The organism is Streptomyces sp. NPDC014764, assembly GCF_043082785.1.
In the GTDB taxonomy this organism is placed as follows: domain Bacteria; phylum Actinomycetota; class Actinomycetes; order Streptomycetales; family Streptomycetaceae; genus Streptomyces; species Streptomyces althioticus.
The window spans coordinates 1-15368 of the sequence record NZ_JBIBXY010000028.1 but is presented as its reverse complement, the minus strand read 5'-3'; the positions used below and the strand labels follow the sequence as shown (position 1 = coordinate 15368).

13 protein-coding genes are annotated in these 15368 nt (G+C 73.2%); 10 read left to right on the top strand and 3 right to left on the bottom strand.

Features of this window, described 5'->3' with window-relative positions; all coding sequences use genetic code 11:
* Positions 1-8 precede the first annotated feature (8 nt).
* Positions 9-1442 carry an ATP-binding protein gene (locus ACF1AG_RS33455; protein ID WP_391810942.1) on the top strand — a complete coding sequence of 478 codons (1434 nt, stop codon included), beginning with the start codon at positions 9-11 and terminating at the stop codon, positions 1440-1442.
* Here the strand turns inward: ACF1AG_RS33455 and ACF1AG_RS33450 are convergent.
* Positions 1421-2416, bottom strand: a complete 996-nt coding sequence (locus ACF1AG_RS33450) for a TAXI family TRAP transporter solute-binding subunit (RefSeq protein WP_359607405.1) — start codon at positions 2414-2416, stop codon at positions 1421-1423. The genes ACF1AG_RS33455 and ACF1AG_RS33450 overlap by 22 nt on opposite strands.
* 187 nt (positions 2417-2603) lie before the next feature.
* On the opposite strand from ACF1AG_RS33450, the gene ACF1AG_RS33445 reads away from it, so the two are divergent.
* From ACF1AG_RS33445 to ACF1AG_RS33435, 3 genes are all read left to right on the top strand, one after another.
* Positions 2604-3197 (top strand): hypothetical protein, encoded by a 594-nt coding sequence (locus tag ACF1AG_RS33445; RefSeq protein WP_359607407.1) that lies wholly within the window; start codon positions 2604-2606, stop codon positions 3195-3197.
* A gap of 72 nt (positions 3198-3269) precedes the next feature.
* A complete protein-coding gene (miaB, locus tag ACF1AG_RS33440) occupies positions 3270-4796 on the top strand; it encodes a tRNA (N6-isopentenyl adenosine(37)-C2)-methylthiotransferase MiaB (RefSeq protein ID WP_391810941.1) in 1527 nt (508 codons plus the stop codon).
* Positions 4797-4856: 60 nt separating this feature from the next.
* Positions 4857-5570 (top strand): class III extradiol dioxygenase subunit B-like domain-containing protein, encoded by a 714-nt coding sequence (locus tag ACF1AG_RS33435; protein WP_359607411.1) that lies wholly within the window; start codon positions 4857-4859, stop codon positions 5568-5570.
* A gap of 68 nt (positions 5571-5638) precedes the next feature.
* Here ACF1AG_RS33435 and ACF1AG_RS33430 read toward each other — a convergent pair whose 3' ends face one another.
* Together ACF1AG_RS33430 and ACF1AG_RS33425 are read right to left on the bottom strand one after the other, a co-directional pair.
* Positions 5639-5908: an antitoxin gene (locus ACF1AG_RS33430; RefSeq protein WP_359607223.1), complete on the bottom strand. Its 270-nt coding sequence runs from the start codon at positions 5906-5908 to the stop codon at positions 5639-5641.
* Positions 5909-5931: 23 nt separating this feature from the next.
* The gene (locus tag ACF1AG_RS33425) at positions 5932-6204 is read right to left on the bottom strand and encodes a hypothetical protein (RefSeq protein ID WP_391810940.1); all 273 of its coding nucleotides are present in this window, start codon (positions 6202-6204) and stop codon (positions 5932-5934) included.
* A gap of 181 nt (positions 6205-6385) precedes the next feature.
* Between ACF1AG_RS33425 and miaA the strand changes: the two genes are divergently transcribed.
* The 6 genes from miaA to hflX all read left to right on the top strand — a co-directional run bounded on the left by miaA (position 6386) and on the right by hflX (position 15241).
* Positions 6386-7324, top strand: a complete 939-nt coding sequence (gene miaA / locus ACF1AG_RS33420; protein WP_391810939.1) for a tRNA (adenosine(37)-N6)-dimethylallyltransferase MiaA — start codon at positions 6386-6388, stop codon at positions 7322-7324.
* Positions 7325-7432: 108 nt separating this feature from the next.
* Positions 7433-7936 (top strand): hypothetical protein, encoded by a 504-nt coding sequence (locus ACF1AG_RS33415; RefSeq protein WP_359607236.1) that lies wholly within the window; start codon positions 7433-7435, stop codon positions 7934-7936.
* A gap of 568 nt (positions 7937-8504) precedes the next feature.
* On the top strand, positions 8505-9374 hold the full coding sequence (dapF, locus tag ACF1AG_RS33410) for a diaminopimelate epimerase (protein WP_359607229.1): 870 nt from the start codon (positions 8505-8507) through the stop codon (positions 9372-9374).
* A gap of 296 nt (positions 9375-9670) precedes the next feature.
* Complete coding sequence (locus tag ACF1AG_RS33405) at positions 9671-11845, top strand: RelA/SpoT family protein (protein ID WP_391810938.1); 2175 nt, start codon at positions 9671-9673, stop codon at positions 11843-11845.
* A gap of 160 nt (positions 11846-12005) precedes the next feature.
* On the top strand, positions 12006-13589 hold the full coding sequence (locus ACF1AG_RS33400) for a M1 family metallopeptidase (RefSeq protein ID WP_359607232.1): 1584 nt from the start codon (positions 12006-12008) through the stop codon (positions 13587-13589).
* Positions 13590-13747: 158 nt separating this feature from the next.
* Positions 13748-15241, top strand: coding sequence for a GTPase HflX (gene hflX / locus ACF1AG_RS33395; protein WP_359607234.1), 1494 nt, complete (start codon positions 13748-13750; stop codon positions 15239-15241).
* The last annotated feature ends 127 nt before the right edge of the window (positions 15242-15368 follow it).

Here is a 15368-nt window from a genome sequence, read left to right as displayed (position 1 = left end):
GGGGCCGGGTGCACACACGTCTGCTGCCGCTGCTCATCGTCCTGATGGCGGCCGTCCTGCTCGCCCTCGGCGTGCCGCTCGCGGTGAGCCTCGCCGGCGCCCAGCAGCAGAAGGTCGTCGTCGACCGGATCGACGACACCGCCCGCTTCGCGGCCCTCGCCCAGTTCGTCACCGAGCCCGCCGACGCCTCCGGCAACGACATCAACGAGCGCCGCGAGACGCTCAGCGCCGAGCTGCGCAGCTACTACGAGGTCTACGGCATCCGCGCCGGCGTCTTCTACCGCAACGACGCGCCCATGGCGCACGCCCCCGACGACTTCTTCCTGCCCCGCGCCGGCGAGGTCCGGGACGCCTTCGAGGAGGCGCTGCTCAGCCGCCGCAGCCACGACCCCGAGCAGGTGTGGCCCTGGCAGCGGAGCACTCTCGTGGTCGCCTCGCCGGTGATCCGGGACGGCGACGTCGTCGCGGTCGTGGTCACCGACTCGCCCACCGGGCAGATGCGGTCCCGCATCCTCCAGGGCTGGCTGGTCATCGCCGCGGGGGAGGCGGCGGCGATGCTGCTGGCCGTCGGCGCGGCCCTCCGGCTCACCGGCTGGGTGCTGCGCCCGGTGCGCGTCCTCGACGCCACCACCCACGACATAGCCACCGGCCGGCTGAAGTCCCGGGTCGCGGTGGCGGGCGGGCCCCCCGAGCTGCGCCGCCTCGCGCGCTCCTTCAACGAGATGGCGGACAACGTCGAGAACGTGCTGGAGCAGCAGCGCGCCTTCGTCGCCGACGCCTCCCACCAGCTGCGCAACCCTCTGTCCGCGCTGCTGCTGCGCATCGAGCTGCTCGCCCTGGAGCTCCCCGAGGACAACGAGGAGATCGCCTCAGTGCGCGCCGAGGGCAAACGGCTGGCGCAGGTCCTCGACGACCTGCTCGACCTCGCCCTCGCCGAGCACAGCGCGCCCGTCCTGCAGGTCGTCGACATCGGCGCGCTGGCCGCCGAGCGGGTCGCCGCCTGGTCACCGTCCGCCGACGCCAAGGACGTCACGCTCACCGGCGTCTGCCCGGCGACCACCGCCTGGGCGGACCCGGTGGCGCTGTCCAGCGCGCTGGACGCGGTCATCGACAACGCGGTGAAGTTCACGCCGCCCGGCGAGACGGTCGAGGTGACCGTCGCCCCCAACGGCGACACGGCGACCGTCGTCGTCACCGACAGCGGCCCCGGACTGACCGACGAGGAGCTGACCCGCGTCGGCGACCGCTTCTGGCGCAGCGGACGGCACCAGAACGTCAACGGATCGGGCCTCGGTCTGTCCATCTCCCGGGCGCTGCTCGCCGCGGGCGGCGGCTCCCTCTCCTACGAACGGCACGCGCCGCACGGGTTGCGGGTGACCGTGAGCGTGCCGCGCAACGCCCCCGCGGGTGAGGCGGACGGTCAGGGCTTGACGGAGCGGTAGTACCGGCGGGCGCCCTCGTGCAGCCGCACCGGGTCGGTGTAGATGGCGGTGCGCACGTCGACGAGCTGCGCGGAGTGCACATGGGCGCCGATGCCGTCGCGGCTCTTCAGCACGATCCGGGTCAGCCACTCGGTGAGCCGGGGGTCCGCGTCCGCGCGTGTGATCAGCAGGTTGGACACCGCCATGGTCGGCACGGCCGAGCCGAGCTGACTGCCCGGGTAGGCCGACTCCGGGATGCTGGTCGCGCGGTAGTGGCGGGTGGCGTTGCCCTGATCGTGCACCTTCGCGATCAGGGAGGCGTCGATCGGCACGAACCGCAGCGCGGAATCCTCCGTGTACTTCTTCAGGCCGTCCGTCGGCAGCCCGCCCGACCAGAAGAAGGCGTCCAGGCCGTGCCCCAGGCGCCCGGGCCCGGTGTCGATGCCGTCCGCGGACGGGACGACGTCCCGCTCCGGGTCGATCCCGGCCGCCCGCAGCAGACGGTTGGCGATGAGCCGCACCCCGGACTTGGGCGGCCCTATGGCGACCCGCTTGCCCCGCAGGTCGGCGACGGTACGGATGCCCGAGCCGGGCGCGACGGCGAGCTGCACGTAGTCGTCGTACAGGCGCGCCACCCCGCGCAACCCCTCGGCGCCGGTGCGGCCCTCCTGCCGGTACGTCTCCACGGCGTCGGCCGCGGCGAAAGCGAAGTCGGCCCGCCCGGTGGCGACCCGCCGGACGTTCTCCCAGGAGCCGTCGCTGGTCTCCAGCCGCACCTCCAGGTCGGGCATGTCCTTGCCGAGCGCGGTCCGCAGCAGTTCGCCGTACTTCTGGTAGACGCCGGCGCGGGTGCCGGTGCTCATCGTGATCGTCCCGCCGGGCGCTTCCTCGCGCCACGGCGCCGCCCACCACAGGAGCAGCCCGAGCACCACGAGACCGGCGGCCGCGCCCCGCAGGGCCCGCCGCCTGCCGATGCGGGACAGCACGTGGGACATGGCCGCGATCCTGCCAGCCCGGTGCCCGGCTGACCAGGGCGGAACTCACAGGACAGGGCGACGGTGCCGGGTGCCGGACCTGAGGGCGGTGCTGCCGCGGCAGGGCAGGAGGGCCGGCCGTAGAGCGCGCGATCGTGAAGTGGCGAAACCGGCCGCCGAGTTGACACGACCGCTGTAGCCTCCACCGATGACGTCCTCCACCGGGTCCGCACCGACGCCGTCCGCCTCCGACGCCGAGTGCCTCGCGCTCACCCGGCAGTTGCGGCGCCGGGGCACCGTCGTGCTGTCCGTGTTCGCGCTGGCCTGGGCCTTCGCGGGCGCCTCCGGCACCGGACGGGCGACGGACGTGGTGCCGGTGGCCGTCGAGGCGGCGGCGCTCGTGATCACTGCGGTCGCGCTGTACCTCGGACTCCGCAAGGACGCCCGGCCCTCGCCCCGGACGGTGGACCTGCCCTCGAACTGGGCCCGCGGGGTGGGCCTCGTGAACGGCGTCGAGCTGCTGGCCGTCGTCGCCGTGATCGCCGCGGCCAACGGCTCCGGACGCCCGGCGTACATCCCGGTCGGCGTCGCGCTCGTCGTGGGCCTGCACTTCTTCCCGCTCGCCCGGCTCTACGACCAGTGGCAGTACCGCTGGACCGGCGCCCTGATGACGGCCGTGGCGGTCGTGGGCGCCGTGCTCGTCCTGGCCGGTCTGTCCGCCGGGACCGTACGGGTCGTGGTGGGTCTGGCCTGCGCGGCGGTCCTCTGGGGTTCCGCCTGCCACCTGGCCGTACGCGGCTGAGCCACCCGGCCGTACCGGGCGGAGGGGGAACACCGGGCGGAACCGCTCCGGGAAACGCCTACCCTTGTTGCCATGACCAGCAGCAGTGACCGGAGCCCCGCCGTGGACGTTCTCTCGACCAGGACCTACGAGATTCGCACCTACGGGTGTCAGATGAACGTCCACGACTCCGAGCGCCTCGCCGGGCTGCTGGAGGACGCCGGGTACGTCCGCGCCCCCGAGAGCTCCGACGGCGAGGCCGACGTCGTCGTGTTCAACACCTGCGCCGTGCGCGAGAACGCCGACAACAAGCTGTACGGCAACCTGGGCCACCTCGCCCCGAAGAAGGCGAGCCGCCCCGGCATGCAGATCGCGGTCGGCGGCTGCCTCGCGCAGAAGGACCGCGACACCATCGTCAAGCGCGCCCCCTGGGTGGACGTCGTCTTCGGCACGCACAACATCGGCAAGCTGCCGGTGCTCCTGGAGCGCGCCCGCGTCCAGGAGGAGGCGCAGGTCGAGATCGCCGAGTCGCTGGAGGCGTTCCCCTCCACGCTGCCCACCCGCCGCGAGAGCGCCTACGCGGCCTGGGTGTCGATCTCCGTCGGCTGCAACAACACCTGCACCTTCTGCATCGTCCCCGCCCTGCGCGGCAAGGAGAAGGACCGCCGCCCCGGCGACATCCTCGCCGAGATCGAGGCGCTGGTCGCCGAGGGCGTCTCCGAGATCACCCTGCTCGGCCAGAACGTCAACGCCTACGGCTCCGACATCGGCGACCGCGAGGCGTTCAGCAAGCTGCTGCGCGCCTGCGGGAAGATCGAGGGCCTGGAGCGGGTCCGCTTCACCTCCCCGCACCCCCGTGACTTCACCGACGACGTCATCGCCGCCATGGCCGAGACGCCCAACGTGATGCCCCAGCTCCACATGCCGCTCCAGTCCGGCTCCGACCCGGTCCTCAAGGCCATGCGCCGCTCCTACCGCCAGGAGCGCTTCCTCGGGATCATCGAGAAGGTCCGCGCCGCCATCCCGCACGCGGCGATCAGCACCGACATCATCGTGGGGTTCCCCGGCGAGACCGAGGAGGACTTCCAGCAGACGCTGCACGTCGTCCGCGAGGCCCGCTTCGCCCAGGCGTTCACCTTCCAGTACTCCAAGCGCCCCGGCACCCCGGCCGCCGAGATGGACGGGCAGATCCCCAAGAAGGTCGTCCAGGAGCGCTACGAGCGTCTCGTCGCCCTCCAGGAGGAGATCTCCTGGGAGGAGAACAAGAAGCAGGTCGGACGCACCCTGGAGCTGATGGTCGCCGAGGGCGAGGGCCGCAAGGACGACACCACCCACCGCCTCTCCGGCCGCGCCCCCGACAGCCGCCTGGTGCACTTCACCAAGCCCGACCAGGAGGTCCGCCCCGGTGACGTCGTCACCGTCGAGGTGACCTACGCGGCCCCGCACCACCTCCTCGCCGAGGGCCCCGTCCTGGACGTACGCCGCACCCGCGCGGGCGACGCCTGGGAGAAGCGCACCGCGGAGAAGGCCGCGAAGCCCGCGGGCGTGCTGCTCGGCCTGCCCAAGGTCGGCGTGCCCGAGCCGCTCCCGGCGGTCACCGGCGGCTGCGCCGTCGACTGACCCGCCGCCCGGGACCCGCGGCGACGGGCGGGTCCGTACGGCCGCAGTAGGCTGCTGATCATGCTTGTCGCCGCCGCAGCCTGCCCCTGCCCGCCGCTGCTCGTGCCCGAGGTCGCCGCCGGCGCCGCCCCGGAGCTGGACGCCGCGCGCGCCGCCTGCACGGACGCGCTCGGCGTGCTCGCCGCCGCCCTCCCCGACCTGCTGGTCGTCGTGGGCCCGGACGACGGCGCCGGGACGCGCGAGTACCCCGCGGGAAGCCAGGGTTCCTTCCGACGCTTCGGCGTCGACCTGGACGTACGGCTGGGGGAGGGCGACGTCGTGACCGGCGGGGGACTGCCGTACGGACTCGCCGTGGGCGCCTGGCTGCTGGGGCGGACCGGGTGGGCCGCCGCCCCCGTCGAAGGACGGGGCGTGGGGGAGTCCCTCGCGCCGGACGCGTGCCTGGCGGAGGGGCGCCGGCTGGCCGGCCGGGCCGACCGGGTGGCGCTGCTGGTCATGGGCGACGCCAGCGCCTGCCGCACTCTGAAGGCACCCGGCTATCTCGACGAACGCGCGGCGCCCTACGACGCGGAGATCGCCCGCGCGCTCGGCTCGGCCGACACCGCCGCGCTCCGAGCGCTGGACCCCGGGCTGTCGCGTCAGCTGAAGGCGTCAGGCCGCGCGCCCTGGCAGGTGCTCGCCGGAGCGGCCGAGGGTGGCGCCGCTCTGTCCGGCGCGCTGCTCCACGAGGACGCCCCGTACGGCGTGGGGTACGTGGTCGCCACCTGGACGTAGGCTCGCAGAGGTGAACGAACGGCGGACGGCCGGGGCGCGATGCCCCGGCCGTCCGCCGTTCGTGCCGCTCAGGAGGCGGGCGGCGGCCCGGCCGGCGGCGTGGTGCCGCCCGCGTCCGGACCGGAGTCGTTCTTCCGCGCGAAGCGGTCCACGGCCTCCTTGGCCTTTCCCGTACCCGACTGGATCTTGTCGCTGTACTTGCCCTTGGTTCCCCGGTCGACGGTGTGCGCCGCCTTCTCCAGGCCGTGCTGGATCTTGTCCTCGTGCTGCTGCGCGAGGCCGGAGACCTTGTCCTTGGCAGGGCCGAGCTTGGCCTTCAGATTGTCCAGGAGACCCATGATGTACCTTTCCTCGCGGCACGCTACGTGCGGGCGCCCTCGCCGGCCTCGGTGTCGGCGGCCTTGCCGGACTGCTGCTTCGGGATGTCGACGCTCTCCGTGACGCCGGCCTCGTCGGACTCCTTCACCGGGGCCTCGGAGGCGGCCTTCGCCTCGTCGGCCGCGGTCTCGGGTCCAGGCGTGGCCCCCGTGTCGGCCGTACCGGCCCCGGCCTTCTCCCCGTCGGTCCGGGCCTCGGCCGCCGCTGTCTCTCCCGTGGTCTTCGACCTCCGAAAAAGTCGTGCAAAAACGCCCATATCCACTCCATACGTTACTCGTGCGGGCGAAATTCCGCGTAGCCCGGTGTGTCCATCCGTGTGAGCCGGGCGAGCGCCGCCGCGATCCGGCGGCAGGAACCTCGAACGGGCAACGACCCGGCGGACGCCACGTCACGTAACCCGATCGAGAGCGGCCCGCGATGTTTGGGAGACTGGATCGGTGAGCAGCGCACCCCACGCCCCCCGCGTCATCGCCGTCGTCGGTCCCACCGCGGCTGGAAAGTCCGATCTGGGCGTTTTCCTCGCCCAGCGGCTGGGGGGTGAGGTCGTCAACGCCGACTCCATGCAGCTCTACCGGGGGATGGACATCGGCACCGCCAAGCTGACGCCCGAGGAGCGCGGCGGCGTCCCGCACCACCTGCTCGACGTCTGGGACGTCACCGAGACCGCCTCCGTCGCCGAGTACCAGCGGATGGCCCGGGCACGGATCGACACGCTGCTCGCCGAAGGGCGCTGGCCGATCCTGGTCGGCGGCTCCGGCCTGTACGTCCGTGGCGCGGTCGACAACCTGGAGTTCCCCGGCACCGACCCGGAGGTCCGGGCGCGACTGGAGGAGGAGCTGGCGCTGCGCGGCCCCGGCGCGCTGCACGCCCGGCTCGCCGCGGCCGACCCCGACGCGGGCCGCGCGATCCTGCCGAGCAACGGCCGCCGCATCGTCCGCGCGCTGGAGGTCATCGAGATCACCGGGCGGCCCTTCACCGCCAACCTCCCCGGGCACGACTCGGTCTACGACACGCTCCAGATCGGCGTCGACGTGGCCCGCCCCGAACTCGACGAGCGGATCGCCCGCCGGGTCGACCGGATGTGGGAGGCCGGGCTGGTCGAAGAAGTACGCGCACTCGAGGCGCAGGGGTTGCGCGAGGGGCGTACGGCGTCGCGCGCCCTCGGCTACCAGCAGGTGCTCGCCGCACTCGCCGGCGAGTGCACCCTGGACGAGGCGCGGGCCGAGACGGTCCGTGCCACCAAGCGCTTCGCGCGCCGTCAGGATTCATGGTTCAGGCGCGATCCGCGGGTGCACTGGTTGAGTGGGGCCGCGACGGACCTCGGGGAACTTCCGCAGCTCGCGACGGCGTTGGTCGAACGACCGGTTACAGCCTGATCACGTCCTGGCATCGGGACGCCCAGGCCGTCATCCGGGCCTGTGACGCCGTGCCATCATCAAGCTTCGATCGACCAGTGGAGTCCTAAGTTGGGAGGGCGCGTGGCGATGGAGGCCGGCCCTCGCGACACCGCACACAGCACCGAGCATCTCACCACCGAGCGGGATGCCCCGGAGCCGGAGACCGGGCGCCTCAGCCCCGACGGGCCCGAGGAGACGCAGGGCGGTGTGACCGACGACGGTCCCGAACCGGAGGAGATGTTCACCGGCGGGGACGAGGTCGAGGTCGAGCTGCGCCCGCAGCGCCGGCTGCGCGTCTGGCAGCTGGCCCCGATCGTCGGTCTCGGCGCGCTCGGCTCCCTGATGTTCGCCTTCCCGCTCGCCTTCGACTTCGGCGACAGCGGCGCGGTGATCGCCATGCTGGGCCTGCTGATCTGCTCCTGCGCGGCCGGCTGGGGCATGATGGCCGCCCGCAAGGTCGGCTACACCTGGCCGGGTCTGACCACCCGCGGCTCGGACCGCAAGTCCGACTGGCGCGTGGTGGCCGCGTACGCGGTGATGGTCGCGGCGGTGGTGGCCCTGGCGGTCTGGCGAGTGGCCCGCCTCCGCTGAGCCGCCCCCGGTGCGGGGACTTCTCAACGCCCTTGACGCCCCGAGCCCCGGCTCCTGCGGCCGCCTGTACTGAAGCCCCGCGACTGTCCACGCGGACCTCGCCACGCGCCTCGCCTTCGCCGCCCGCGCAACGCTTGGACCCGGATCGTCCCCCGCGCCGACGTCCCGGCTAGGCGCACCCCGTGCCGAGGCGCCGGGTCCGCGGGGGGCGCCGGCTCCGTGGTCCTCGCGGCCGGGCGGGAGCTGAGAACCTGTGGCCTCCGGGCAGCTCGCGCAGACCGTGGCGAGGCAGCGGTCCGTCCACGTCGGCGCCGCCCTTCGGCCTGCTCGCGTCGGCCCCTGCCGTACGGCAGCAGGTGAGCCCCCGCGCCGGTCCTCGCGGTCCACGGTCCGCTGTCCTCGCGGTCCGCGGGGCCACGATCACCTTCGGGCCGCACCCGGCACCGGGCCTCTGGTGCCGGGCCCATCGGAGCTGCCCTCGGCACCCCGGGGGCCGCCCGAGCCGCCCCCCGCTGCCGCCGTCCACAGCCCCCGGCGCCACCCTGCTCCCACCCCGTAGGATCGAGGAATGAGCACGCGGATCGCCTTCCTCAAGGGGCACGGCACGGAGAACGACTTCGTGATCGTGCCGGACCCGGAGAACGCCGTCGAGCTGTCGCCGGCGGCCGTCGCCGCGCTGTGCGACCGGCGCGCGGGGATCGGGGGCGACGGGCTGCTCCACGTCGTGCGGTCCGCCGCGCACCCCGAGGCGCGGGCCATGGCCGACGAGGCCGAGTGGTTCATGGACTACCGCAACGGCGACGGATCGGTCGCCGAGATGTGCGGCAACGGCGTGCGCGTCTTCGCCCGCTACCTCCAGCACGCCGGGCACGTCGGCGAGGGCGACCTCGCGGTCGCCACACGCGGCGGCGTGAAGACCGTGCACATCGCCAAGGACGGCGACATCACCGTCGGCATGGGCCGCGCGGTCCTCCCCGAGGGCGGCGTCACCGTGGCCGTCGGCGAGCGCGATTGGCCCGCGCGCAACGTCAACATGGGCAACCCGCACGCCGTGGCCTTCGTCGCCGATCTGGCCGACGCGGGCAGTTTGTTCACCGCGCCCTCCTTCGCCCCGGAAGCCGCCTACCCGGACGGCGTGAACGTGGAGTTCGTCGTCGACCGGGGCCCTCGGCACGTCGCGATGCGCGTGCACGAGCGCGGGGTCGGCGAGACCCGCTCCTGCGGCACCGGGGCGTGCGCCGTCGCCGTGGCCGCCGCCCGCCGCGACGGCGTCGACCCGCGTGACACCGGCCTGCCGGTGACGTACACCGTCGACCTCCCCGGAGGCACACTCGTGATCACCGAACAGCCGGACGGCCGCATCGAGATGACCGGTCCCGCGGTCATCGTCGCCGAGGGCGCGATCGAGGCCGAGTGGCTGGAGAACGCCCTCGGCTGAACGATGCGCAGCACGATCTTCCGCCCCCCGCCCCGCCCCGCCGTCGATCCGCAGGCCGGAGCGGGTACGAGGCTGCGAGATCGGGGCACACCGCCCACCCGATGGCGTGAAAACGACCGTGAACGGCCCGTCGCTCTTTGGAGTGATCCGTTTCACGGTCGGCCGGAGGCGGCCGGTCCGACCCCGTGCGGCTGGATAGCATCAAGCACCGGCCCGGACGGGGGATCAACGCCGTCTCCCAGGCCCGAGTCCGCCCTGGGGCGCCGTCCGCCGGATCCACGCAGCCGGAGGTGCTCATGAACGCGGAGGCCGCGAAACCTGCGACCCCGGGCCCGCTCGCACCGGGTCACGTCACACCGGCCGGGACGCGCCGCAAGTCCCGCCCCCGGCTCGACCTGCGCCGGCTGGGCCGCGCCGCCCTGCTGGGGTCGTCCTCCGCCCGCGACCGGCTGCCCGACGCGATCGGCCACGTCGCCGAGGCCCACCGGGCCCACCACCCCGACGCCGACCTCGAACCGCTGCGCCGCGCCTACCTCCTCGCGGAGTCCTCGCACCGGGGCCAGATGCGCAAGAGCGGCGAGCCGTACATCACCCACCCGCTCGCCGTCACCCTCATCCTGGCCGAACTCGGCGCCGAGACCACGACGTTGACCGCCTCGCTGCTGCACGACACCGTCGAGGACACCGACGTCACCCTCGACCAGGTGGGCGAGGAGTTCGGCGAGGAGGTGCGCTATCTCGTCGACGGCGTCACCAAGTTGGAGAAGGTCGACTACGGCGCCGCCGCCGAGCCCGAGACCTTCCGCAAAATGCTCGTCGCAACCGGCAACGACGTCCGCGTGATGTCGATCAAACTCGCCGACCGGCTGCACAACATGCGCACCCTGGGCGTGATGCGCCCCGCCAAGCAGGAACGCATCGCCAAGGTGACACGTGACGTGCTCATCCCGCTCGCCGAACGGCTCGGCGTCCAGGCGCTCAAGACGGAGCTGGAGGACCTGGTCTTCGCGATCCTCCACCCCGAGGAGTACGAGGAGACCCGCGAGCTGGTCCTCCGCAACGCCGCCCGCGAGGACGACCCGCTCGCCGACGTCGCCGACGACGTCCGCAAGGTGCTCCGGGAGGCCGACATCCCGGCCGAAGTCCTCATCCGGCCACGGCACTTCGTCTCCGTGCACCGCGTCTCCCGCAAGCGCGGTCCGCTGCGTGGCGCCGACTTCGGCCGGCTGCTGGTACTGGTGCACGAGGACGCCGACTGCTACGCCGTGCTGGGCGAGCTGCACACCTGTATGACGCCGGTGGTCTCGGAGTTCAAGGACTTCATCGCCGTACCCAAGTTCAACCTGTACCAGTCGCTGCACACCGCGGTGGCGGGTGACGACGGCCAGGTCGTCGAGGTCCTCATCCGCACCCACCAGATGCACCAGGTCGCCGAGGCGGGCGTCGTCGCCCTCGGCAACCCCTACGCCGCCCCGCCGGAGGACCAGTCCGCGGGCGACGGCGAACGCATCGACCCGACCCGCCCCGGCTGGTTGTCCCGGCTGCTCGACTGGCAGCAGGCGGCGCCCGACCCCGACACCTTCTGGTCCACGCTCCGCGAGGACCTCGCGCAGGACCGGGAGATCACCGTCTTCCGCCCCGACGGCGGCACCCTGGGCCTGCCCGAGGGGGCGACCTGCGTGGACGCCGCCTACGCGCAGTACGGCGAGGATGCGCACGCCTGCATCGGCGCCCGGGTCAACGGGCGGCTGGCCAGGCTCAGCACCGTGCTCAAGGACGGGGACACCGTCCAGCTCCTCATGGACCAGGACGCGGCCTCCGCGCCGTCCCGCGAGTGGCTGGACCACGCCACCACCCCGGCGGCCCGGATCGCCATCCAGCGGTGGCTCGCCGCCCACCCCACCGCGGGGGACGGCGACGCGCGCTCCCTGGCGGACGACGTCGAGCCCTCCAGGCCGCCCGGGTCGGAGACCCTCCAGCCCTCCGGTCCCGGCGACACGGCCCCCGGGCGTCCCGCCGCCGCCCAGGTGCTGGTCGACCGGGACGGCACGACCGTACGGCTGGCCGGCTGCTGCACGCCCGTGCCGCCCGACGAGGTCACCGGGTTCGCGGTGCGCGGAGGAGCGGTCACCGCGCACCGGGTGGAGTGTCCGGCGGTGGAGCGGATGAGGAGCGACGGCCGCACCGAGGTCGGCGTGCGCTGGGGCGAGGGCGCCGAGTGCCGGGTCACGCTGATGGCGGAGTCGTTCGTCCGGCCGCACCTCCTCGCGGACCTCACCGAGGCGATGGCCACCGAGGGAGCGGAGATCGTCTCCGCGACGGTCGAACCGCCGGACCGGCAGCAGGTGCGCCACACCTACACCGTGCAGCTCCCGGACGCCGCCCAGCTTCCCGCCCTGATGCGCGCCATGCGTAACGTGGCAGGCGTGTACGACGTGAGCCGGGCCCAGCCGCAGGCACCTGACGCCTGAGAGCCCAGCCGCAGGCGCCTGACGCCTGAGAGCGGCCCTCGCCCCGCCACGCCCCGGTGACGGCACCCGGCGCACAGACCCTTGCGGTGTGATTACCCGATCGGGTGGGTCGGGAGCGCGCCGCCGCAGCGGCGCCCGCCCCCGCTGATAGCCGTGGGGCATGCCGCTCACCTCCCGCCACCCCGCCCAGCAGACCCCCCGACGCGCGGTACCCCGCGCCCGCCGCCGCACCGCACAGGCCCTGCTCGCCTCCGCCGTCGGCGTCTGCCTGGTCGCCGCGAGCGCCCCCGCCGAGCCGCTCGGCATCGGCGACCCGCTCTTCCCGCACCTCGGCAACCCCGGCTACGACGTGCGGGCGTACGACCTGGACCTCACCTATCCCGGCCGCAACGACCGGCCGCTCGAGGCCGTCACCACCATCGACGCCCGCATCACCGCCGAGCTGGACCGGATCAACCTGGACTTCGCCCACGGCACGGTCCGCTCCGTCGAGGTCGACGGCGAACCGGCCGTCTTCACCGGCGTGGGCGAGGACCTGGTGATCACCCCTGACGACGGCCTCGACCCCGGCGACTCGGTGCGCATCACCGTCCGGCACACCAGCGACCCCCGACCCGGCGACCGCGAGGGCGGCTGGGTGCGCACCGCCGACGGCCTCGCCCTCGCCAACCAGGCGGACGCGGCCCATCTGGTCTTCCCGTGCAACGACCACCCGTCCGACAAGGCGATGTTCACCTTCAGCCTCACCGTCCCGGAGGGGTACACCGCCGTCGCCAACGGGCTGCCCACCGCCGTCGACCGCGCCGCCGGCACCACCACCTGGAGCTACCGGACCCGCAACCCCATGGCCACCGAACTCGCCCAGGTGTCCATCGGCCGCTCCACCGTCCTGCACCGCACCGGACCCCACGACCTGCCCCTGCGGGACGTCGTCCCCACCGAGCACCGCACCGCCCTCGAACCCTGGCTGGCCAAGACCCCGGCGCAGATCTCCTGGATGGAGGACCGGGTCGGCCGCTACCCCTTCGCCACCTACGGCCTGCTGCTCGCCGAGGCCTCCACCGGCTTCGCCCTGGAGACCCAGACGCTCTCCCTCTTCGAGCGCGACCTGTTCACCGACCCCGCCCTGCCCGCCTGGTACGTCGAGTCGATCATGGTGCACGAGCTGGCCCACCAGTGGTTCGGCGACAGCGTCAGCCCTCGCACCTGGGCCGACCTGTGGCTCAACGAGGGGCACGCCACCTGGTACGAGGCGCTGTACGCCGAGAAGCGCGGCGGCAGGTCCCTGGAGGCCCGCATGCGGGCCGCGTACGAGTCCTCCGACGCCTGGCGCGCCGCCGGAGGGCCGCCGGCCGCGCCGAAGCCGCCCGAGCCGGGCCGCAAGATCGGCATCTTCCGCCCCGGCGTCTACGGCGGCGCCGCACTGGTGCTCTACGCCCTGCGCCAGGAGATCGGGCACGAGGCGTTCGACCGGCTGGAGCGCGCCTGGGTCGTCCGGCACCGCGACGGCAACGCCTCCACCGCCGACTTCGTCCGGCTCACCTCCGAGACCGCGGGACGCGACCTCACCGGCTTCCTGCACGCCTGGCTGTACGACGACACCACCCCGCCGATGCCCGGCCACCCCGACTGGCGGTCCTCGAAGCGTGCCGTGACGGCGGAGCCCGGCCCCCACACCCGCGAGCACCCGCACGGGCACCTGCCCGGCCCGCACGGGCATCGCCCGGACGCGGGCGGGGAATAACACGATGACGAGACGAGCCGTACCGTGCGACCATCGTCGGGTCCGCGCGACAGGGGAAACGGGAATCTCCCGGGTCACCCGGACGTTGTGGACAGAGACGGAAGGCCTCCCGGCCGTATCCGTCGCCGCAGACGGCATCCCAACCACGTAAGGACCCAATGACCTCCTCTTCTTCCCCTTCCCAGGACACCAACCGCTTCGCGCACAGCCAGGCCGAGGGCCTTCGGGCCGATGCCCTGATGGAAGAGGACGTCGCCTGGAGCCTCGAGATCGACGGGGAGCGGGACGGCGACCAGTTCGACCGCTCCGAGCGCGCGGCCCTGCGCCGCGTCGCCGGCCTCTCCACCGAGCTCGAGGACGTCACCGAGGTCGAGTACCGGCAGCTCCGCCTGGAGCGCGTCGTGCTCGTCGGGGTGTGGACCTCGGGCACCGCGCAGGACGCCGAGAACTCCCTCGCGGAGCTTGCCGCCCTCGCCGAGACGGCGGGCGCCCTCGTCCTCGACGGCGTGATCCAGCGCCGGGACAAGCCGGACGCGGCCACCTATATCGGCTCCGGCAAGGCCGAGGAGCTGCGCGACGTCGTGCTCGAGTCGGGCGCGGACACCGTCATCTGCGACGGTGAGCTCAGCCCGGGCCAGCTCATCCACCTCGAGGACGTCGTCAAGGTCAAGGTCATCGACCGTACGGCCCTGATCCTCGACATCTTCGCCCAGCACGCCAAGTCCCGAGAGGGCAAGGCGCAGGTCGCGCTCGCGCAGATGCAGTACATGCTGCCGCGGCTGCGCGGCTGGGGTCAGTCGCTGTCCCGGCAGATGGGCGGCGGCAAGGGCGGCGGCCTCGCCACCCGTGGTCCCGGTGAGACCAAGATCGAGACGGACCGGCGCCGGATCCGCGAGAAGATGGCGAAGATGCGCCGGGAGATCGCGGAGATGAAGACCGGCCGCGAGATCAAGCGCCAGGAGCGCAAGCGCCACAAGGTGCCGTCCGTCGCCATCGCGGGCTACACCAACGCGGGCAAGTCCTCGCTGCTCAATCGCCTCACCGGCGCGGGCGTACTGGTGGAGAACGCCCTGTTCGCCACCCTCGACCCGACCGTGCGCCGGGCCGAGACCCCGAGCGGCCGGCTGTACACGCTGGCCGACACCGTCGGCTTCGTGCGGCACCTGCCGCACCACCTGGTCGAGGCGTTCCGCTCCACCATGGAGGAGGTCGGCGAATCCGACCTGATCCTCCATGTGGTGGACGGCTCGCACCCGAACCCGGAGGAGCAGCTCGCCGCCGTGCGCGAGGTGATCCGGGACGTCGGCGCCACCGGCGTGCCCGAGATCGTCGTGATCAACAAGGCGGACGCGGCGGACCCGCTGACCCTGCAGCGGCTGCTGCGGGTGGAGCCCCGCTCCATCGCCGTCTCGGCCCGCACCGGCCGGGGCATCCCGGAGCTGCTCGCCCTGATCGACAGCGAGCTGCCCCGCCCGTCGGTGGAGATCGAGGTTCTCGTGCCGTACACCCACGGCAAGCTGGTCGCCCGCGCGCACGACGAGGGTGAGGTTCTCTCCGAGGAGCACACCCCGGAGGGCACCCTGCTCAAGGTGCGGGTGCACGAGGAGCTGGCGGCGGAGTTCGCGCCGTACGTTCCCACCCCGGCCGGCTGACCGGACCGCGGACATGTGAGAGGGCCCGCCCCCTGCTTGGGTTCAAGGGGTCGTCGCAACACCGCCTGGTTTCAGGTGGTGAGTAGATCACGTAGACGCTCGGCTGGGGTATCCCAGTCGAGCGTCT